The sequence below is a fragment of the Candidatus Thiodiazotropha sp. AKAK2 genome (assembly GCF_058244685.1).
Genome location: NZ_JBSYOP010000022.1, coordinates 73,801 through 94,853, shown reverse-complemented (window position 1 = coordinate 94,853; position 21,053 = coordinate 73,801). Strand labels below are relative to the sequence as shown.

Sequence of the window (21,053 nt, the reverse complement as noted above, 5' to 3'; positions counted from 1 at the left end):
CCACAGAACCATGTCATCAAAGTCAGCGGATGAACAAGACTGACAATGACAACCTGTGCGCAAGGGGATCAAGCGTGGCAGTGCTTTTTTAAAGTCACTCTGAGGAGTGATTTATACAACGACCCAACATGCCACTGATCGCCGTTGCAGGTTTCGCTGCTTAACGAGAAAAACTATGATTTTTAAGACCCCCTGCAGAGATAATGAATTTATCACCAAACCTCTGATCCTGCTCTGTCTTGGCGGCATTCTGGCGCTCTTTACACTGCCTGCATTGGGGGCTACCGCAGAACAGAGCATCGAATGGGGCGTGATGGGCATGAAGCTGTTTGGCGGACTCGCCCTGTTTCTGTTCGGCATGGAGCAGATGGCGGATGCCCTGAAAGCGGTTGCCGGTGATCGCATGAAGAACATTCTTGCCAAGCTCACCAGTAATCGTTTCATGGGAGCGGCCACCGGCGCTTTCGTCACGGCGGTGATTCAATCCTCCTCGGTAACCACCGTCTTGGTGGTCGGTTTTATCACCGCCGGCCTGATGACCTTCACCCAATCGATCGGGGTCATCATGGGGGCCAATATCGGTACTACCATCACTGCCCAGATTGTCGCGTTTAAGGTGACCAAAGCGGCACTGTTGATGATCGGTGTCGGCTTCAGCATGCTGTTCATCTCCAAAAATGAACACATCAAACAGTATGGCGGCATGATTATGGGGCTGGGTCTGGTGTTCTTCGGCATGAGCGTGATGAGCGATGCCATGAAACCTCTGAGGAGTTATCAGCCGTTTCTGGATCTGATGATCAGCATGGAGAGCCCGGTTATCGGTATTCTCGTGGCGGCCGCCTTTACCGGTTTGATTCAATCCTCCTCGGCCACCACCGGTATTGTGATCGTGATGGCGAGTCAGGGTTTCATTACCCTGCCTGCCGGTATCGCGCTCGCCTTTGGCGCCAATATCGGTACCTGTGTGACCGCAATGCTCGCCTCCATCGGCAAACCGAGAGAGGCGGTCCGGGCCGCCATGGTGCATGTCATCTTCAACGTTTCCGGGGTATTGCTGTGGATTATGTTCATTCCCTATCTGGCGGATTTCGTGGTCTCCTTCTCACCATCTCATCCGGAGCTCTCGGGTATCGAACGGTTGGGTGCCGAGACACCACGGCAGATCGCCAATGCCCATACCGTCTTCAATATCGCCAACACCCTGGTATTTATCGGGTTTACCGCCTACATCGCCCGACTGGTGGAGTTGTTTTTGCCCGATCGTCTGATCGAGGAGGAGGGTATAGCCGTCAGTGCAAAGTACCTGGATGAGGAGCTGCTCAGTACTCCCTCCCTGGCGCTGGACCGGGTTCGGCTTGAGGTGTTGCATATGGGTGAGCGGGTTCAGGCAATGCTTGACCAGATCATGCCGGCGATCATCGGTGGCAGTCATGAATCCCTGAATGCGGTGGCGCAACTCGATGATGAGGTGGATATCCTCTATGAGCAGATACTCGACTACCTTGGCAGAATCAGTAAACAGAGCTTGACCGATAAACAGACGGAAGAGCTGTTGAGTCTGATGGAGGCGGTAGGCGATCTGGAGAACATCGGTGATACCATCGAAACCAATCTGGTCGCACTTGGCCATGAGCGGATCAGTATCGGCTTTTCGATCAGTGAGCCGACCAAGCAGGTGCTGGAAGGCTTTCATCGGGTCATTATCCGGGCGGTGGATGGTGCCGTACAGTCGGTATCCCAGATCAATACCGATGTGGCGCATGCGGTAGTTGCGATGAAAAATGAGATAACTTCCCTGGCCGATTCGGCTGCACAGCATCAGGCGACCCGTCTGGTTGCGGAAGAACCGAATCGGATTGCGGCCTACACCACTGAGGTCGACATCATCGAAAAACAGAAACGTATCTACTATTTTGCAAAGCGTATGGCAAAGACGGTGATTCCTCCGGATGAGGTAGAAGAAGAGTAGTGCGGTATGTGTTGCGCATAGCAACCTGGCGTCCCTTGTAAAGCTCGAGTTCGAATTGGTTTTACTTACAGAAGGTTTGATCCATGAAAATTAATGACCTGCTTGAAAATCTGAAAAAACGTCTGGAAAAAGCGGAGCTTTCTGACAAAGCCAAGTGTGATCGAATTGATGAACTGTTGGATCAGTTAAAGAAAAAAGAGCAGCGCCTTAAAAAGAAGCTCGATGAAGAGAAAAACTCGAAAAAGTACAAACGTATGAAGACCGATCTGAAGATCGTCCAGGCGCAGCTAAAAAAAGGTACCAAGCGCCGTGATGAATTGAGCAAGAAGTGTAAATAAGGAAGTTCTGTTGTCTGGTGGTTGAGCGTAAACCCAATACACAAGTTGCCATGCGGCAGCTGATTGTACAGATTCGTACACAGATTCCTTTCGATTTAAGCGAAGAGGAGCGCTGTGGTGAATCCTGTGAAGGCTGTTCCGGCAAGCTGCTTATCTATCTGGAGAGTGAGCTGGATGAGTGGCAGATAAAACTTGATCAGGGCGTTGTGCCTGGTTTTGCCGATCTCTCCCGCTTGGCGGCAAAAGCCAAAAAGATTGCCAAAGTGCTACGTCGCAATGGGCTTGTTCCAGAAGAGGTGTCAGCTTAATCTGACACTGGCAGGTTGTTACTCCAGCTGAAAGTGAACTATTTGGTCGCCGGAGTAATCATTATTTCCATTCGCTGAGATTTCCTCCCCATTCAGCTTTCGTTCAGCAATACCTCCATATGCTTTAGGTCAGGCATACCTATGGAGGTTCATCATGAACAACAGACTCAAACCCCTGGCAATCGGCGTACTCCTTGCCACTTCGATTACATTGACACCGACCGCTCAGGCTCATGATCTGCCGCACGGCTTACTGGGTGGTGTACTGCTTGGACTGCATTTCAGCCATGGCCATCACTATTCCCATGGTCATCGACATGATTACTATCCCAGCCATCGCCATAGCGACAGCCATGGTTATCGTCATCGAGATCGGCATAAGCATGGTCATCGCCATCGTGACCGTGACCGTGATCGCCACCAGCATGACCGTCGTCGACGTCACCGGGATCATTAGGCTCAGTTTACTCGATCCCTTTCGGTCCCCTGCGGGAGAATTCTCATGAAGATGACACAGATATTGATTTCTTTAACACTGTTGCTGCCAGCTTGTTTGTTGCAGGCGAATGAGTCTGTTGAGCGGTTGACCCAGTCTGTCGAAGGTCCGGTCGCCAAACAGGATTGGAAAGCGCAGCTCGATCAGGCGGAGATCGATATCCAGCAACCGATGGTTGTCACCGGTAGCGGTCAGAAGCAGCTGAATCGTTCCAATGTGCGTGCTTATCACGATCCGGATTTTTCGATTTTTGATGCACGGACCGTAATCAGCCGTGACGATGATGACGATGGCTACTACCATCGGTTGAGTGTCAGTTTTGATGCGGATGTAATCAGTGGCCGGGCCTGGGTCTATGCGGAGCTCTATCTGAGCTTGGAAGGCGGCCCGTGGAATCGCTACTACACCACCGAGAGCTTCCCGATTGATCGGGACGATTCCGATGATGATTATGAGGTTGTCACCCGTCTATTGGATGGTTACCCAAGTGGTTATTATGATGTCCTGATCGAGTTGTATGATGCTGACAATGACGCCTTTTTGGTCGAGTACGGACCTTATGATGACCGGGACCTCCGGGCACTCCCCCTTGAGGACAGTTATCGTGATGGGGATGATCACTATCACGGTGGTGGCGGCGCAATGGGCTTGAGCATGATACTGTTTGTTCTGCTTGTGCGGTTGATCCGGCACAACAAAAGGTTCTTATTGAATTCATGTTAACAGGCCCTTGAAAATCACTTATGTATAGACAAACGATCACCCTCCTGTTCTTGGTCTTGCTGTTTCAGGGCTGCTCATCCCTGCAGCAGGCCGAACAGTTGATGACCGGAATCGCGCCTACTGGTGAGGTCAAAGGGGTCAAGCTGTCAGGTCTCGACCTTAGAGGCATCGATCTGCTGTTTGATGTGGAGGTGGATAACCCCAATCCTGTGGCGATCACCCTGGATGGGCTCGATTATGACCTGCAACTGCTCAACCGGAGATTCCTGAAAGGTCAGCAGGCCATGGGCATGAGTCTGGCCGCGGATGGTAAAAGTCAAGTCAAACTGCCGGTCAGGATGGAGTTTGAGCAACTGCTCAAGCAGTACAGTGAATTGAGCAAACGGGATGACGTGCCCTATCAGCTGGATCTGGGATTGGGTGTCGATGTGCCTCTACTGGGGCGGGTGCGGTTGCCGGTGAGTTATCAGGGGGTTCTGCCGGTTCCCAAGCTGCCCGATGTCAGGGTCAGTCGAATCGATGTGCAGCGACTGAGCTTGCAAGCCATCGACTTGATGCTTGAGCTGGAGGTTGAGAATCCCAACCGTTTTGCGCTGATGCTGCAGCGGCTCGACTATCAATTCAAACTGAACAGTATCGATGTGGGGCAGGGTGCGGCGGCACAAACCCTGAACGTCGACAAGCTAGGCAAGGGCAGAGTCCACCTGCCCCTCTCCCTCGATTTGCAAAAAGCGGGCAGTGGACTCTATAGCGCCCTGGTGGGCGGCCGGGGACTCTCCTACGAGTTGAGCGGTATGCTCGACGCAACCGGCGATACCCCGATCATTGGCGATATCAAAATCCCCCTCGATAAACAGGGCCGCTTCAATCTGAACCGCTGAGCTGGGTTTGGCTGGTTGGGCCTGATCTAGGCCGTGAATGGAGAGAAGAAAATCACTCCGCAAATGAACACAAATAGTATGAAGCTCTGGTTTGATCTGTGCGAAACGAGAGAGTTTCAACGGTAGCAGTTCATCTCCATTGCACCGGTACTACAATTTGAGGGGCTCAGTCGTTCCAAGTCCCTTAACTGATAGACCACAGCTAACCCGCTAACTCAAATTTAGCCGAGGAGATGCCTATTCGCCCCTCTCCCCCAGCCCCTCTCCCGCAAGGGGAGAGGGGAGCTACTCTCTCTTTTAAATCACATGCTGATGGCTATGGATTGAGGCATCAGACAATGATTGTCTGTATAGCGAGCATTGGCGGTGAATGGGTCACTAGCTTTCAGTCGGTGTGTAGGCCAGGTTTGGCGCCAGCCAGCGCTCCATTTCGTCCAGCGGCATCTTTTTGCGTGCCGCATAATCCTCAACCTGATCACGATTCAGCTTGCCGACTGCGAAATAGCGGGAGCTGGGATGGCCGATATAGAGACCGCTCACCGAGGCGGTCGGCACCATCGCCATGCTCTCTGTCAGCCAGATGCCGGTATGCTCCTCTGCTGAGAGCAGGGACCAGAGCAGATCCTTCTCCGTATGGTCCGGGCTGGCGGGATAGCCCATAGCGGGACGGATTCCTGCATACTCCTCGGCGATCAACTGATTGTTGTTCAGGGATTCATCCGGGGCATAGCCCCAGAAATCCTGGCGCACCCGTTGATGCAACCACTCGGCCAGTGCCTCTGCCAGGCGGTCGGCCAGTGCTTTCAGCATGATTCCCCGATAGTCGTCATGCTCCTTTTCAAAGGCTTCCAGCTTGGCGTCGATGCCAATCCCGGCCGTGCAGGCGAAGGCCCCCAGATAGTCCTTGACGGTGGAGTCCTGCGGGGCGACGAAATCGGCCAGACATTCGTTATATTTTCCGTTCGGTTGGCGACCCTGTTTTCTCAGGTTGTGCAATCTGCTCAGAGGCTCTGATCGTTGATCGTCACGATAGAGATTGAAATCATCGCCATCCGAGTTGGCCGGAAACAGGCCGACCAGGGCCGAGGCCCGCAACCACTTCTCATCCACGATCTGTTTCAGCATCTCCTGGGCATCGGCGAACAGTTTGCCGGCCTCTTCACCCTTCACCTCATCATCAAGAATCTGTGGGTAGCGCCCCTTCAGCTGCCAGGCGTGGAAAAAGAAGGTCCAGTCGATATAGTCGATCAGCTCGGCAATGGGGATATCCTCAAGCAGCACCATGCTGGCGGGGTGCTGTTCCGGCTGGCCCGACTCCGCCAGGCGGATCACCCGGCATCCTGCCGCGGGCTGATAGTCCGCTTTACAGATGTTCGGTGTGGTTGGTTGGTACGCTTGCCACGGGATCGGGGTCGGATTCTGTCGCGCCTGGGCGAGCGGTATCAGATGGCGGGATTCATTCGCCGCCGCACGACGATCCCTAACCTGTTGGTACTCAGCGCGCAATTGGTCCATATAGGGCGCTCGTAGCTCATCGGAGAGCAGGTTGGAGGCAACCGCCACCGCCCGGGAGGCATCGGCAACATAGACCACCGGGTGCTCGTACCGGGGTTCGATCTTGACCGCTGTGTGGGCGATGGAGGTGGTGGCACCACCGATCATCAGCGGCTGGCTCATACCGAGGCGCTGCATCTCCTTGGCGACATGGACCATTTCGTCCAGGGAGGGGGTGATCAAGCCGGAGAGACCGATCAGATCCACCTGCTCCTCTTTGGCCTTTTGCAGAATGGTATCCGCCGGCACCATCACGCCGATATCGATGACTTCGTAGTTGTTGCACTGCAGTACCACGCCGACGATATTCTTGCCGATGTCGTGCACATCTCCTTTGACTGTGGCCAGCAGAATCTTGCCCTGGGCCTGGGTAGCGCAATCCGCCTTTTCGGCTTCCAGAAAGGGCTCCAGGTAGGCCACGGATTTTTTCATCACCCGGGCAGATTTCACCACCTGGGGCAGGAACATCTTGCCGGCGCCGAACAGATCCCCCACCTGGTTCATGCCGTCCATTAGAGGTCCTTCGATCACCTCCAGGGTCTTGTTCACCTGCTGGCGGGCCTCTTCGGTATCCTCCACGATGAATTCGGTGATCCCCTTGACCAGAGCGTGCTGCAGTCGCTTGTTGACCGGCCAGGAGCGCCACTCCGCATCCTCCTTGGCGCTCGCCTGGCTGTTATCTCCCAGATATTGCGGGGCCAGGTCGACCAGTCGGTCACCCGCCTCCGGGTCCTGGTTCAAGACCACCGCCTCAACGGTAGTGCGCAGTTGCTCGGGCAGGTCGTCATAGACAGCCAGCTGTCCGGCGTTGACTATGCCCATATCCATGCCGGCACGGATCGCATGGTAGAGAAAGACCGCATGGATCGCCTCCCGCACCGGATTATTGCCCCGGAAGGAGAAGGAGACATTGGAGACGCCACCGGAGATCATGGCGTGGGGCAGGCTCGCTTTGATCTCCCGGGTCGCCTCGATGAAATCCACGCCGTAATTGTTGTGCTCTTCGATGCCGGTGGCGATGGCGAAGATATTGGGATCAAAAATGATCTCTTCCGGGGGGAAACCGACCTGCTCGGTCAGCAGCCGATAGGCGCGGCTGCAGATCTCAACCTTGCGCTTGAAGGTATCAGCCTGTCCCAGCTCATCGAAGGCCATCACGATCACAGCTGCGCCATAGCGGCGACACGCCTTGGCCTGCTGGAAGAACTTCTCCTCACCCTCTTTCAGGGAGATGGAGTTGACGATGGGTTTGCCCTGTACACACTTCAGTCCGGCCTCGATGATTTCCCACTTGGAGGAGTCGATCATCACCGGCACTTTGGCGATCTCCGGCTCACCGGCACAAAGGTTGAGAAAGCGCTGCATGGCCGCCACCCCGTCCAGCATCGCCTCATCCATATTGATGTCCACAACCTGCGCCCCGTTTTCAACCTGTTCCCGGCAGACATCCAGAGCTTCGTCATACTCTTCACTGAGAATCAGGCGTTTGAACTTCGCCGATCCGGTCACATTGGCCCGCTCACCGATGTTGACGAAGAGGCTGTCCGGGCCGATGTTGAGTGGCTCCAGGCCGGCCAGGCGGCACTGTTTTTCGATCTCTGGTCGGTTGCGCGGTGGCTTACTCTGCAGCGCCTGGGCGATCGCCTGAATATGTTGTGGTGTGGTACCGCAACAGCCACCGACGATGTTGACAAAACCGGCGTCGGCCCATTCGCTCAGATACTCGGCCATGTGGGCGGCATCCAGGTCGTATTCGCCGAATTCGTTTGGTAGGCCTGCGTTCGGATGGGCGGAGACAAAGCACTCAGATATTTGCGATATCTCCTCCACATACTGACGCAGCATATCCGGACCCAGGGCGCAGTTGAGTCCTACCGAGAGGGGACGAATATGGCGCAAGCTGTTGTAGAAGGCCTCGGTGGTCTGCCCGGAGAGGGTACGCCCGGATTGATCGGTGATGGTGCCAGAGATCATCACCGGCAAGCTGACCTGATCCTCTTCAAAGACCAATTCACAGGCATAGGCGGCGGCTTTGGCATTCAGGGTGTCAAAAATGGTCTCGATGAGTAGCAGATCACTGCCGCCGGCTATCAGCCCACGGGCGGCCTCGGCATAGCAACTGACCAGCTCGTCAAAATGGATGTTTCTCGCCCCCGGATCGTTGACATCCGGGGAGATGGAGGCGGTCCGGTTGGTTGGGCCGAGTACCCCGGCAACAAAGCGGGGCTTCTCCGGGGTGCTGTATTGGTCGGCTGCCTGCCTGGCCAGACGGGCGCCTGCCTCACTCATCTCATAGGCGAGGGAGGACATATCATAGTCCGCCATGGAGACACTGTTGGCGCCGAATGTGTTGGTTTCGAGGATATCGGCGCCGGCTTCCAGGTACTGCTGATGGATATCGCGGATGATTTCCGGCTGGCTCAGGCACAGCAAGTCGTTATTACCCTTCAAATCGGAGGGCCAATCGGCAAAGCGCTCTCCGCGATAATCCTGCTCACTCAGCTTGTGTCGTTGGATCATCGTACCCATCGCTCCATCGAGGATCAGGATGCGTTTCTGCAGCAGGGATTCAATAGGATGACCAGGGTTATTCAGGGTTTCGGAGACCATCAGCTACTCAGGTTTTAAGGTAAACGGTCGCCAATTATAGGACCCTGGCCGGTTATAGGCGAGTTGCTATTTATAAAGAGAGTCGGCAGAAGGTGTGTTGGTTGCCTGTGTCATAAATAAACGATGATCCGGTTGCGGTTGATACGGGTGGGTTATAGGATTTGTGGAAGGGGCGGATTTTCTGTTCTTTCTTCTAGCGATAACCGATAAAAAGCCAAATAAAGCCATTAAAAACAACTAGCTGATTTGCAGTCGACTCCTTGAATACCAACCTCTAGAAAAGGAAATTATAGTGTCAAAACAAGCATTTCTGGTAGATGATTCAAAATCTGCACGTATTGTTCTCAGTCGTATGCTGAAAAAAAGCGGTTTTGACGGCGTGGAAATGGCGGAATCCGGAGAGGAGGCATTGGAGCGCCTGAAGACGCTCACACCCGATGCCATTTTTGTCGATTTCCTGATGGAAGGTATCGATGGACTTGAGACCATTACCGAGATCAAAAAGGATCCCCGTTTCGATGCCACACCGATCGTGATGTGTACCGCCAACGAGGGTGATGAGTATGTTCGTGCCGCCGTCGATCATGGCGCTCTTGGCATCCTGGCGAAGCCACCGACAGAAGAGAGTCTTGGTGAGATTATCGACCTGATCGAAGAGCATCAGCGTGAAGTGGCGATGAGTGCTTCTGCGCAGGTCGAGGTGGCCGAGGAGCAGGCGGAGCTGCCGGTAGATCTGGTCGAGGCAGGGGAGACGCCTGCCCAGGCAGTGCCGGTCGGCCTCTCAGAAGCGGAAATAAAGCGTATTGCCCAGCAGGCTGCCACTCAGAGTGCAGAAGTGGTTGTCCGCGAGATTGTCGAGCAGGCGGTCACAGACTCCCTCGAACAACGCCTGGCCGGACTCGTGGACGACTATCTGGAGCAGAAGCTGCAACCGATGCTGGCTGAACTCAAGCAGCAGCAGTCAGAGAGTGCAAAGCCTGCGGAGATTGACACGGAGGAGCTGAAAAAGGCTGTGGTGGAGGAGGTTAACAGCGATCTTGAAGATTTTGTCAGACAGCTGAGCCAGCGCAGTGTGGAAGAGCTGATCCAGGCCACTACTTTCACCCAGATCAACGAAACAAGGGATGAATTTTCCGACCGCCTCAAACAGCAGGAAGCGCGAATTCTCGAACAGGTTCCTGAAAAGAACGATATGATTGAGCACATCAGGGTGGTCACTGAAGGGTCTCTGGAGGCCCATGTGCACGAGACCGCCACACAGGTATCCCAGGAAGTTGCCAACTCCGTTGCAACCGAGACGGTTGAGCAGATGCTGGAACAGCATCTGGCTCAACAGACGGTGGTCAATGAGAAGCCCGCAGCCGGTAACACAATCTGGGTCATGCTGGGAGCCTTGCTGGCCGCCTCGGCCGGTGCGGCCTACTATCTGCTCTGAGCGGTTGCCGGCGCAAATGGCCCACTAGCCAGGCTCGGATTAACCGGACACCGTTAACTCGCCCTGATTAATCGCACAGGGTGTGGGGTTGGCCGTGTCGGATTCGACGCTATATTGATCATTATTCAATGATTCCCGGCAAGCGCTGTCACCGTGATCAAACCAAATGGTGATACATCTGTCTATCTGACAGAGTGAGTCGGTTTGTGGCAACAGATTACAGGAGCCTCCCATGTTTGGACTTGGACGCAAAACCAAAATGCCTGCTGAAGATGAGGCGTTGCCTGGCCGCACAACACCGATTCAGCTCAATGCTGAGCACTTCGTCAGCGGTCACAGGATCTTGCCGCCGTTTCCGCAGGGCATGAAAACAGCAATGTTTGGTATGGGTTGTTTTTGGGGGGCGGAGCGCCGCTTTTGGAGCCTGGACGGGGTCTATTCAACCGCTGTGGGCTATGCGGCGGGATCGACGCCCAATCCGACCTATAAAGAGGTCTGTACCGGAATGACCGGCCACAATGAGGTGGTGCTGGTGGTCTATGATCCGGCGAAGATCGATTATCAAACGCTGCTGAAGACCTTTTGGGAGTCTCATAACCCAACCGAAGGCATGCGGCAGGGGAATGATGTGGGTACCCAGTACCGCTCTGGAATCTATACTTTCGACGATGACCAACGGGTGCTGGCCCAGGCTTCCCGGGAGGACTATCAGCATGCTCTGGCACAGGTGACATCCGCTCCGATCACCACAGAGATCGTTGATGCGCCACCGCTCTATTATGCCGAGGACTATCATCAGCAATATCTGGCCAAGAATCCTGCCGGATATTGTGGACTGGGTGGCACCGGTGTCTGTTATCCGGCCTGAATCTCCCGCTGTGTGAATGCAACTGACCGTGTTGCGAACCGTTGTGCCGGTTGATGAGAGGCACTGTCTGCCCGTTGATCAGGCACAACAGGGCGTATTGGATTAGCGCTAACAAGCCCTAGAATGGATTTAAAATTTTTCTCGATGTGCTATGCCTATAGATAGGGATCCCAAAGGATCTGGGCAGACACCTTTGAGATTTAATTAATCAGTGGAGACCTCTCACCTGTGGTGCGCATGGAATGCGAATATCAAATACAACACGCCTAAGTCACCCACATATCCAACTCGTTGGCAGAGCCTCATTATTGGTTTTAATGATGCTGGTATTCGCCAATCTGGTGCTATGGGTGGGTTACAGACTGAGTGTCGACAACATGAAAGAGGTGTGGCGGGATCTGACCGATCTCTCCGCCGACAGCACTCTCTATACCCTGGAACAGAGGCGCAACGACTTGAGAGCGGATGTGAAACTGCTGGCATCCAATCCGGATCTTATCAGAGCGATCCTCTACTACGACGAGTTGGTACTGAACCGGATTGCGGCTGACTGGGAGCTGTTTGTTTCCGAAAAGCGTCTCTATGATCATATACGTCTGATCGACCTGAGCGGAAAGGAGCGTCTGCGTGTCGATTTGACTTCCCATGGCGCGAGTCGGGTATCCACCGATCAGTTACAGAACAAATCCCATCGCTACTACATTCAGCAGGGTATGGCGATGGATGCCGGTGCGATCTATGCTTCGCCGATCGATCTGAATGTGGAACAGGGAAAGGTTGAGATTCCCTATAAGCCGATGGTTCGCCTGGTGACACCGTTGGATGTGGATGGTGAGATCAAGGCACTGCTGGTGGTGAATGCCCTGGTCAGCCATATCTTTGGTGATCTGCAGCGGCATGCCAGCCTGGTGCATGGTGGACTGCTGTTGCTTGATGAATCGGGTAATTATCTGCGTGGATTCAGCAGCCATCAGGAGTGGCAGTTCATGTTTCCAGAATCATCCTCTGAAACACGGCAGTTCAATGAAAACTACCCTGATGTGTGGGCGATGATGCAGCGGACCCCATCGGGTCAGATCAACAGGCCAGAGGGGATTTTCAGCTATCGCACGGTCACTTACGGTGCAGTTGGTTTTACCCATAGCTACCGGTTGGTGGTGGTGATGACCGAGGAGCAGCAACAGGCATTGTTGCTACCGCAACGAAACCTGTGGCTGTTCATTGCCCTCGTTTTGACCCTGTTGCTGGTGTTTGCGGTAGTGATCCTGGGTCGTTACCGCTTGGGGCAGCTACAAGCAAAACCTGTGGTTAACCGAAGGCCTGTCGATTTGTGGCATCTGTTCCGTTGAGCTGCCGGCTATTCGGCTTTATGCAATATCTCTCCTGCCTGGTTGAGCACTTCCACCCCGACGGGGATACCCTCTCTGATACTGGCGGTAACCACGCAGAAGTCTTCAAACAGCGTCAGGCAGCGGTCACTTTTTTTCGAACTCAAAAGCTCATCTCCGGCCGTTATCTTTACATCAAGCCGACCGACCCGCAGGCGTTTTTTATCATTTCGCACGATTGTGCAAGTGACTTCCGTGGTCACTTCATTTGAAGGCGCATCCTCTTTCGCCAGGCAGAACATTAGGCTGGCGCTGAGACAGTTGGCGGCCGCAGCGGCAAGCATACGCGAGGCGTTGGGTCCGTTGCGCTCTCCGAGGGGTGGCGGTTCGTCCATGATGACATCCTCTGCTTTCTTGAGATCGAATTTCACCCGGAAAGCGTAATCCTCTTCCTGCTCTAGATGGATGGTGAATCGCCCAACTTCTTCTGTCATTGGATTTTCCTCGTCGTTTAAGTAGCGTTAACAGGGTCTGCTTGAAGTCCCTAACTAACTGATTTATGAAGGCAGGTCGCATTGAGCCTGCCTGCAGACTTCGTTATCAAAACTTGCAGTAGGCGTGCTACAGCGGCGTTTTGATGCCTCGCTGCAGCCAGGCTCACTGTGGCTGAAAGTGAACTATTTGGTCGCCGGGTTAATAGAGTTGCACAATGTAATAAAATTGACTGGATGTAAATTGTTTCTCTCTGCCTGGCGAATAAATAGCCTGCGAACACCCTGTCGGCTGATCGCTTCGTCACTCGGATACCGATTGCCAGGCCGGGTGGAGCCGGATCAGTTTCAAGGCCTGAGCCAATAACGATTTTCCCGGTTCTGTTCTATGCCAGGTTGAGGCGCCGGATGGATGGGGGAGTGGGATTAGGTCCGTATCCCCATGAGCCAGGCTGAGGCGATGTTGTTTGCCGATGATATCAGCCAATTTGTCCACATCAAGAAACTGACTGATTGCCAGTTTGCCTACCGGCAGCAGAAGCTTGGGTTGCAATAGCTCAACTTCTCGGTCCAGCCAGCGCTTGCAGTTGGCGATTTCCGCCTTGCTGGGGACCCGGTCGCCCCCCTTCGGATTTTTACCTGGAAAGCAGCGACAGACTGCGGCCATATAGACCCGGTTGCGAAATTGCGATTCGGACATCCCGATCGCATCAAACCATTTGAAAAGAGTCTTTCCCGCAGTCCAGGCAAAGGGTTTTCCCGCGCTCCCCTCTTTATCGCCAGGTGCTTGTCCGATCAGCAGTATAGGCGAGGGTGTGACATTGCCCATTACCACTGGCCCGGTCATGGATTGACAGAGGCGGCATGCACTGAGTTTTTGTTGGTGTGCTTGAAGCAGTTCTATACGAGACATGTTAGAGCCTGTTAACACTAATTAACTATGAATCCACTACCTTAACTTTTATCATAAACAGGCCCTAAGCATGGCGAACAGTTATTTCAGCCAGAAAAACTATAATTACATATTCATGCATAGCTGAATATGAACGCACCCATCGGATACAAACAAATTACAAAAAATAAAATCGGTATTTAGTTTGTTGCTATCGAGGACAAATTACCGATTAGGAGGATTCAATGCGAGCAGTGGTGTTGAGGGAGCTGGGAGAGCCGGAGGTGTTGAAAGTTGAAGAGATCCCTGAGCCTGCGATCGAAAATCCAACTGAGATCAAAATCAGAATTATGGCGGCCGGAGTCAATCCGATCGATACCAAACTTCGTCAGAGAGGTGTGTTTACTGACGATGGCCTGCCTGCTGTGCTTGGCTGCGATGGCGCCGGCCTCGTTGTTGAGTGTGGTGAATCAGTAACCCATTTCCGGCCCGGTGACGAGGTCTGGTACTGCAATGGCGGCTTGGGGGGGCTGCAGGGTAACTATGCTGAATTTGCTGTACTGGATGAGACGGTCTGTTGCAGAAAACCCGCTTCTCTGGATTTCGCCCATGCGGCGGCCGGTCCCCTGGTGTTGATCACCGCCTGGGAGGCGATATTCGGCCGTGGACGCATGACCGATGGTATGTCTCTGTTGGTACACGCCGGAGCTGGTGGTGTGGGTCATGTGGCGATTCAGCTGGCAAAACAGGCTGGGATCAGGGTTTTGACCACGGTCAGTAGTCAGGAAAAGCAGGAGTTTGTCAGGGAGCTGGGTGCTGATGATGTGATCAACTACAGGCAGGGTGGGTTTGTCGATGAGGTGATGCGACTGACAGACGGTCGGGGTGTCGATATGGTATTGGATAGTGTCGGCGGGCCGGTGTTCAGCGATTCCATTGCAGCCACTGCCCACTATGGCGATCTGGTGACGCTGCTCGATCCAGGAAACGGCATCGAGTGGAAAGAGGCGCGTACTCGGAATCTGCGCATAGGATTCACGTTGATGCTGACTCCCATGTTGCGCCATCTTCCCCAGGCAAGGATCAATCAGGTGGCCATTCTGAGCGATTGTGCCGAGATGATCGATAGCGGCTGTCTCAAAATCGCAGTGAATCGAATTCTGCCTTTTGAGAAAGTGGTGGAGGCCCATCAGCTGATTGAGGAGGGTGGCATGATCGGTAAGCTTGTGTTGAGTCCGGAGGCGGAAATTGATCGATAATAACCGGATCCGATGTAAGCGATTAGGAAATTCCCCTAAAAAAGTAGACACCTCAATCTAACAGAAATAGAGGTGTTAAAATGGCAAGATCAGGATTAAGAAAGGTTAATCGATACTCAGAATCGTTTAAGGCAACAGCAGTCAAGTTGGCCCATGTAAAAGGTATCTTGATAAAGGATGTAGCTGAATCACTCGACATCCATCCCTTTATGTTGTCAAGATGGATTAAAGAGGTCCGAGAGGGGAAGATAGTGGCTAAAGGAAATAAGGTTGAGCTGGACTCTAATACAGTAACCGAACTCAAGCGATTGCGAAAATTGGAGAAGGATCACGAGCAATTGAAAATGGAGCATTCCTTGTTAAAAAAAGCCATCCGGTTCTGTTCAGAACAAAAACAGAAATCTTCAGCTTCATCGAGCAGAACCGGGAAGAATGGCCAATCAAAGTGATGTGTGAATTCTACGGTGTCAGCCGATCAGGTTACTATGCCTGGCGTCAACGCGGAATAGGTAAGCGGGCTCAAGAGAACGCAAAGCTTGTCGAGATCATTAGAGAGATATATTTAGAGAGCATGGGTACGTATGGTAGCCCTAGAGTCACACAGGCCCTACACGGACAAAGAAATAATATAAGCGAAAACCGTACAGCACGCTTGATGCAGCAGCACCAGATCATCGGGCGTTCAGCCACGCTGTATCAGGGTTGTCCTGGATTATACCGGCTGTACCGAGAGACACCGAATCGGATACATCGCTTGAAAGTGACTCGCCCGGACCAGGTTTGGGCTGGTGATATCACCTACTTGAAGGTAGATAAGCGCTGGTTTTACCTGGCGGTGATTATCGACTTGTACAGTCGTCGAGTAATTGGTTGGTCATTAGGCAAACGTAGGAAGGTAAGTCTAACTCTTAATGCGCTCAATTATGCGGTGAGGAACCGAGGATATCCTCAGGGGATAATCTTCCATAGTGACCGCGGAATAGAATATGCCAGCCGCACTTATCGAAACCGGCTGAAAAAACTAAAGATAACGCAGAGCATGAATCGAGCGGGAAGAATGACTGATAATATTTACCTGGAGTCATTCTTCCACTCATTTAAATCGGATGTTTATCATGGATGCGTGTTTAGCAAGGAATGTGAGATGCGCAACACACTGAAAAGATATATGAAATTTTATAACCATAAGCGGTTACACTCAGGCTTAGGCTACACTACACCTGTAGAATATGAGGCAATGGCTGCGTGAAATGAATAAGTGTCCACTTATTTGGGGGAATATTCATTATCCAATCAGCATGCCACCGGTTTGCTCTATAGTTAAATTCAGAAACAGATTTGCGGTTTGCAGAGAGTTACTTTTCGCTTGTTTTTTCGGGGGTCTAGGTCTGAATGAATGCCGACACTGATAGATTGGCTGCTCGGTCGCTTTATCACAGATAAGCCCTGAAAACTCTTTCAGGTTAGCTGGCATGAGATATCACGAATCCATAGATTATGTTGAGTTCCCCGCCTCGGACCTGGAAGCGGTGAAGGTATTTTTCAAACAGGTTTTCGGATGGGATTTTGTCGATTACGGTGAGGACTACTGCGCCTTTTCCAACGCGGGTCTTGATGGCGGATTCTACCACTCTGAACTGACCACAGCGGCTGAGCGAGGCAGTGCTCTTATCGTCTTCTATAGCCGTGATCTGGAGAAGACTCAGGCGAAGATCGTCGATGCCGGTGGGCGAATCAAAGTCCCGGTGTTTGGGTTTCCAGGAGGCCGGCGTTTCCATTTTTGCGACCCAAACGGCAATGAGTACGCGGTATGGTCTGATCTTCAGGCCGGTACTGGCTGAATTGTCAATGCATTGGATTAGCGTTAACAGGCCCTAGTCAATCGATGTTATACGGAACACTCTGAAACTGGTATCGGGCAGCACCTCCCGATCATAAGCCACCTTTAGTTTGAACACCATGGCTTGACTCAATGGTTGCCCCTTGGCGAGCAGCAGAGCACCGGCATTGGTTTTGATCGGTTGGTCGACGATCATCCCGGGTTCAAGTTGATCAAGGGGCAGATTCAGTATCTCGACTTTGCGGTTCATCGATCCCTGGATGAGTATCTCTACCAGTGCCGGATCGAAGTGTTCAGGATTGTCCCGAAGGAATTCGATCGCCTCTTCCTCCGATTTACCAGTGTCGAGCAGTTTGTCGTAATTGATGGCGACCTTTAAAATCTGCCCGCCCAGTATTGCCTTTTCCTCATTGTTCAGTTTTCCCTGGATTTCAATCTTGCCGATATCGTCGAGTTGATGCTCGATCATCGCGGCAACCGTTTCGAGACGGGGTATATGTTTTAACAGCCGGCTCCCCATCTCAGGATGTGAGTTATAGAGCTCCGTTTCCGCCTTGCTTAACTCATCACCAGCCATGACTTTGTGTATCAGATCGTCGGGTAGACTGACATAACCCAGTTGGCAAAGCATACCGGCAAGATCGTAGTGCCAGCCATCTTCCAGTGAAAGGCTTCTGACAATACTTCTGACATGATGTTTGATGCGGAAAGATTGGCTGAACGCATCTGGATTGACCATGCTGAGAACATCAGCCAGTAGGTCAACCGCCCCTTTCAGGGTTTTATTCAACAACACCTTTTCATTGGTGATCAGACGATACTGCTTGATACCCTCTATGACGGTCTGATAGAGAACCTCAGTCTCTACCGGCTTATTCAAAAAACGGAAGATGTTGCCATCATTCACCGCGTCGATGGCAACATCCAGATTGGCGTTACCGGTGAGCATGATGCGTACCGTATTGGGTGACTGCTCCCTTACCTTGGAAAGAAACTCCACCCCATTCATATTCGGCATCTGCATGTCGGAGACCACCAGGGCAAATGGGCCCCCATCTCTTACAGCCTGAACGCCGTCCGCTCCACTGGTGGCTGTTTCAAGGTTCAGACGTTTACGGAATTGTCGGCGAAAAGAGTCGAGCAGGTTACGGTCATCGTCCACCATTAAAACTTTTTCAGGTGGTTTGTCCATCAAGGTACTCCTGGGCAATCTTGTGCCAACGGTTGAACTCTTCATCACCGAGCAGGGATTGTAGAGACTGGGGGTCGTAGTGTTGCCTGTACTGCTCATCGCTTAACCAGTGCAACAGCAGGTTGGCGCCGTAGACCAACAAACAATCCTTGCGATCGATCGATTGATACTCATGGTTATGATGATGTGCGACCGCCTCAACTGCGGAGAAGGGTAATCCCCACAAGCCCATCAGATAGGCCCCGATACCGGCATGATGGCACCACAGGGCTTCTGCTTCAGTTTCGAATAGGGGCAGGATTTCCTGAGTGGCCTGTTTGACGATACGGCGATACTCATCCTGGTTCTGCGAGGCGAGAATCAGTTTACCCAGGTCGTGCAGCATGCCGGCCATAACCGGGGTTTCCAGCTCCTGGCGGCTCATCCCCATTGCCATCCCCAACTGCCTGACCAGACCTGACACCGACTGGCTGTGTTGCCACAGGGGCTCAAGTTTGAATTCATCGATCAGTGCCTGATCGAGACGTGAGAAGATGGCTGCCCCCAGCGCCAGATTGGAAACCGTCTCGATACCAAGCAGGGTTACCGCGTGTTGCGGTGATGAGATCTGCTGCGGTAGCCCGAAAAAGGCGGAGTTGACCATCTGTAGCAGTTTGGTCGACATTCCCAGGTCCTTGGCAACGATCTCGCCGATCTCCGCCAATGAAGTGTCCTCCGATTGCAGTGCCTCGATCATCTGCTGATAGCTGGCGGGCAGACTGGGAAGTGAGCCCAGGCTGTTAACCATCTCCGTCATGGCAGGATTATTCAGTAGATCTCTAAGCTGAATGACCCGTTCCAATATGACAATCAGAGTCTGGGTATCGCAGGGTTTGGCAATAAACTGATGGGCGTGATGAACAATTTCCTGGGCGGGTGTGCGGAGAGCCTGGCCGGAAAACAGTAGGCGGGTGGTGCTCGGGTATTGTTGTTGTACCTGCTTCAGCAGTTCGCTGCCACTCTTGCTGCCTAGCTGGGTCTCACTGATGATGATTGCTATCGGCAGTTGATGTAACAGCTCCAATGCACTGGCGGATGAATCGCAAAAGTGTAGCTGCCACTGGTCGTTGTGATCCCTGAGGGTTCTTTTCAGAGCTTCTAGCTGATTCCGGTCGCTATCAACAAACAGGAGATGGTTCGTGTCAAATAGTTTCATTGGTGGTGTTGCCCACTTGTATCGACTCTCCAGTCACCTCTAAGAGGCTCTTCAGAGCCATTGGTCTATTGCGGTAGAACGGGAGATGCATAGAGCCGCGAATCAAGCTAATCATTTTGTTGTTCTTTGTTTACTTCAACTTAATCTGAGTGTAGTACCTCTGTGGGTAATTGTGTCGAAATAGAATTAAAGCTCTCTACTCATTCGGCTTGATCGATCAGCAGCACCACACCCTGAACGCCAACGACTTTGACTTTGGTTCCTGCGGGACAATCGTCACCATTGATTTTCCAGGTGCTGTCGTCGACACTGATTTTTCCCACACCGTTGATGACCGGTTCCTGCAGGGTGAAAACCCGGTCGATATACTGTTCACCCCGCCGGTTGAGATGGGGGCTGTCGGTCTCTATGGGGCGATGCTGCAGAAACAGGCGAACCAGGACAATCACGGCAACACTGAAGACCGCGAAAAAGATCAGCTGGAATTGCCAGGCAAGCTCCGGAAAGAGCAGTAGTGTCAGTCCGGTAATGGCCGCGGAAAGCCCCATCCAGATTAAAAAAGCTCCCGGGGAAAAGACTTCCAGGATCATCAGCACAACCGCCAGGATGAACCAGTGCCAGTAGTCGAGGTGAGACAGCCAACTCATTGGTTGCTCTCCTTACTGTTGCTCTGAAGGGCCTGTTTGGCAATCTCTCCAATACCCGCTACGGAGCCGATCAGGCTGGAAGCTTCCAGAGGCATCATGATCAGTTTCTGATTTTCAGCCGAAGCGATGTTTTGCAGTGCCTCGGTATATCGCTGTGCGATGAAGTAGTTGATGGCATTCACATCACCCTTGGCAATCGCTTCGGAGACCAGGGTTGTCGCCTTGCTCTCTGCGGCTGCCAGTCTCTCTCTTGCCTCCGCCTCACGAAATGCAGCCTCCTTGTCACCTTCCGCTTCCAGGATGGCAGCCTGTTTTTCACCTTCCGCTTTGAGTATCTCTGCCTGTCTCAAGCCTTCCGCTTCGAGTATGGCGGCACGTTTTTCCCGTTCCGCCTTCATCTGTCTGGCCATCGCATCGACCAGGTCTCTTGGTGGTGAGATATCCTTGATTTCGATACGGGTGACTTTGACGCCCCAGGGGGTGGTGGCGTCATCCACCACAGTGAGCAGCTGGGTGTTTATCGTATCCCGTTGCGAGAGCAGCTCGTCCAGATCCATCGATCCCATCACAGTACGGATGTTGGTCATGGTCAGGTTGAGAATCGCCCCGTAGAGGTTGTTCACTTCATAGGCGGCCTGTGAGGCATCCAGTACCTGGAAGAAGATCACGCCATCCACGGTGACCATGGCGTTGTCCTTGGTAATGACCTCCTGTGAGGGCACATCGAGCACCTGTTCCATCATATTCATCTTCTTGCCGATCTGATCGATCACCGGAACAATCAGATTGAGGCCGGGTCGCAGGGTTTTGGTATAGCGGCCAAATCGCTCCACCGTATACTCATTGCCCTGAGGTACACGTTTGGCACCCAGAACGACCAGTACCACAGCAAGAACAAGAAAAACCAGAACAAAAATATCCATTTGTATGCCCCCATGATGACATGACTGTGATTGATTCCTCCGGCAGTAGCGCTTCCATCCACTCCCGCATAGACCTTTATGACCTCAGATCAGTTTTGAAT

At 52.8% G+C, this 21,053-nt stretch carries 19 protein-coding genes and 2 pseudogenes; 13 read left to right on the top strand and 8 right to left on the bottom strand.

The features are described from left to right. Window positions 1–175: 175 nt before the first annotated feature. The 6 genes from AC4IE8_RS09265 to AC4IE8_RS09240 all read left to right on the top strand — a co-directional run bounded on the left by AC4IE8_RS09265 (window position 176) and on the right by AC4IE8_RS09240 (window position 4,718). The gene (locus AC4IE8_RS09265) at window positions 176–1,972 is read left to right on the top strand and encodes a Na/Pi cotransporter family protein (RefSeq protein WP_490790862.1); all 1,797 of its coding nucleotides are present in this window, start codon (window positions 176–178) and stop codon (window positions 1,970–1,972) included. Between the two features lie 83 nt (window positions 1,973–2,055). Beyond that, entirely contained in the window at window positions 2,056–2,310 is a 255-nt protein-coding gene (locus AC4IE8_RS09260; RefSeq protein WP_068994591.1) for a hypothetical protein, read from the top strand. Between the two features lie 17 nt (window positions 2,311–2,327). After that, window positions 2,328–2,618: a hypothetical protein gene (locus AC4IE8_RS09255; protein ID WP_490790861.1), complete on the top strand. Its 291-nt coding sequence runs from the start codon at window positions 2,328–2,330 to the stop codon at window positions 2,616–2,618. Window positions 2,619–2,772: 154 nt separating this feature from the next. Then, window positions 2,773–3,075: a hypothetical protein gene (locus AC4IE8_RS09250; RefSeq protein ID WP_490790860.1), complete on the top strand. Its 303-nt coding sequence runs from the start codon at window positions 2,773–2,775 to the stop codon at window positions 3,073–3,075. 45 nt (window positions 3,076–3,120) lie between these two features. After that, window positions 3,121–3,837: a choice-of-anchor H family protein gene (locus AC4IE8_RS09245; protein WP_068994589.1), complete on the top strand. Its 717-nt coding sequence runs from the start codon at window positions 3,121–3,123 to the stop codon at window positions 3,835–3,837. Between the two features lie 20 nt (window positions 3,838–3,857). Beyond that, window positions 3,858–4,718, top strand: coding sequence for an LEA/WHy family protein (locus AC4IE8_RS09240; RefSeq protein WP_490790859.1), 861 nt, complete (start codon window positions 3,858–3,860; stop codon window positions 4,716–4,718). Between the two features lie 378 nt (window positions 4,719–5,096). Here the strand turns inward: AC4IE8_RS09240 and metH are convergent, their stop codons facing one another. Beyond that, window positions 5,097–8,882, bottom strand: coding sequence for a methionine synthase (metH, locus tag AC4IE8_RS09235; RefSeq protein WP_490790858.1), 3,786 nt, complete (start codon window positions 8,880–8,882; stop codon window positions 5,097–5,099). A gap of 292 nt (window positions 8,883–9,174) precedes the next feature. Here metH and AC4IE8_RS09230 point away from each other — a divergent pair, with 292 nt between their 5' ends. From AC4IE8_RS09230 to AC4IE8_RS09220, 3 genes are all read left to right on the top strand, one after another. After that, the gene (locus AC4IE8_RS09230) at window positions 9,175–10,317 is read left to right on the top strand and encodes a response regulator (protein ID WP_490790857.1); all 1,143 of its coding nucleotides are present in this window, start codon (window positions 9,175–9,177) and stop codon (window positions 10,315–10,317) included. Between the two features lie 232 nt (window positions 10,318–10,549). After that, window positions 10,550–11,185 carry a peptide-methionine (S)-S-oxide reductase MsrA gene (gene msrA, locus AC4IE8_RS09225; protein WP_068994584.1) on the top strand — a complete coding sequence of 212 codons (636 nt, stop codon included), beginning with the start codon at window positions 10,550–10,552 and terminating at the stop codon, window positions 11,183–11,185. Between the two features lie 317 nt (window positions 11,186–11,502). Next, entirely contained in the window at window positions 11,503–12,534 is a 1,032-nt protein-coding gene (locus tag AC4IE8_RS09220; RefSeq protein WP_068994583.1) for a hypothetical protein, read from the top strand. A gap of 8 nt (window positions 12,535–12,542) precedes the next feature. Here AC4IE8_RS09220 and AC4IE8_RS09215 read toward each other — a convergent pair whose 3' ends face one another. Both AC4IE8_RS09215 and AC4IE8_RS09210 read right to left on the bottom strand, forming a co-directional pair. Then, the gene (locus AC4IE8_RS09215) at window positions 12,543–13,007 is read right to left on the bottom strand and encodes an OsmC family protein (RefSeq protein WP_068994582.1); all 465 of its coding nucleotides are present in this window, start codon (window positions 13,005–13,007) and stop codon (window positions 12,543–12,545) included. A 301-nt stretch (window positions 13,008–13,308) separates the two neighbouring features. After that, the gene (locus AC4IE8_RS09210; protein ID WP_490790856.1) at window positions 13,309–13,917 is read right to left on the bottom strand and encodes a uracil-DNA glycosylase family protein; all 609 of its coding nucleotides are present in this window, start codon (window positions 13,915–13,917) and stop codon (window positions 13,309–13,311) included. Window positions 13,918–14,141: 224 nt separating this feature from the next. On the opposite strand from AC4IE8_RS09210, the gene AC4IE8_RS09205 reads away from it, so the two are divergent. The 4 genes from AC4IE8_RS09205 to AC4IE8_RS09190 all read left to right on the top strand — a co-directional run bounded on the left by AC4IE8_RS09205 (window position 14,142) and on the right by AC4IE8_RS09190 (window position 16,996). Next, window positions 14,142–15,155 carry a zinc-dependent alcohol dehydrogenase family protein gene (locus AC4IE8_RS09205; protein WP_068994581.1) on the top strand — a complete coding sequence of 338 codons (1,014 nt, stop codon included), beginning with the start codon at window positions 14,142–14,144 and terminating at the stop codon, window positions 15,153–15,155. 80 nt (window positions 15,156–15,235) lie between these two features. Then, window positions 15,236–15,604 carry a transposase gene (locus tag AC4IE8_RS09200; protein ID WP_490790855.1) on the top strand — a complete coding sequence of 123 codons (369 nt, stop codon included), beginning with the start codon at window positions 15,236–15,238 and terminating at the stop codon, window positions 15,602–15,604. After that, window positions 15,493–16,404: an IS3 family transposase gene (locus AC4IE8_RS09195; RefSeq protein WP_490790961.1), complete on the top strand. Its 912-nt coding sequence runs from the start codon at window positions 15,493–15,495 to the stop codon at window positions 16,402–16,404. Before AC4IE8_RS09200 ends, AC4IE8_RS09195 begins: the two co-directional genes overlap by 112 nt. A gap of 223 nt (window positions 16,405–16,627) precedes the next feature. Beyond that, entirely contained in the window at window positions 16,628–16,996 is a 369-nt protein-coding gene (locus AC4IE8_RS09190) for a VOC family protein (protein ID WP_068994580.1), read from the top strand. 33 nt (window positions 16,997–17,029) lie between these two features. On the opposite strand, the pseudogene AC4IE8_RS09185 reads toward AC4IE8_RS09190, so the two are convergent. The 5 genes and pseudogenes from AC4IE8_RS09185 to AC4IE8_RS09165 all read right to left on the bottom strand — a co-directional run. Continuing rightward, window positions 17,030–17,743, bottom strand: a pseudogene (locus AC4IE8_RS09185) (HD domain-containing phosphohydrolase); the annotation flags it as partial. A 102-nt stretch (window positions 17,744–17,845) separates the two neighbouring features. Then, window positions 17,846–18,160: pseudogene (locus AC4IE8_RS09180) on the bottom strand (response regulator); the annotation flags it as partial. 10 nt (window positions 18,161–18,170) lie between these two features. Next, window positions 18,171–19,382, bottom strand: coding sequence for a response regulator (locus AC4IE8_RS09175; protein WP_068994578.1), 1,212 nt, complete (start codon window positions 19,380–19,382; stop codon window positions 18,171–18,173). A gap of 200 nt (window positions 19,383–19,582) precedes the next feature. Further along, window positions 19,583–20,029, bottom strand: a complete 447-nt coding sequence (locus tag AC4IE8_RS09170; RefSeq protein ID WP_068994577.1) for an NfeD family protein — start codon at window positions 20,027–20,029, stop codon at window positions 19,583–19,585. Then, entirely contained in the window at window positions 20,026–20,952 is a 927-nt protein-coding gene (locus AC4IE8_RS09165; protein WP_068994576.1) for an SPFH domain-containing protein, read from the bottom strand. Before AC4IE8_RS09165 ends, AC4IE8_RS09170 begins: the two co-directional genes overlap by 4 nt. Window positions 20,953–21,053 lie beyond the last annotated feature (101 nt).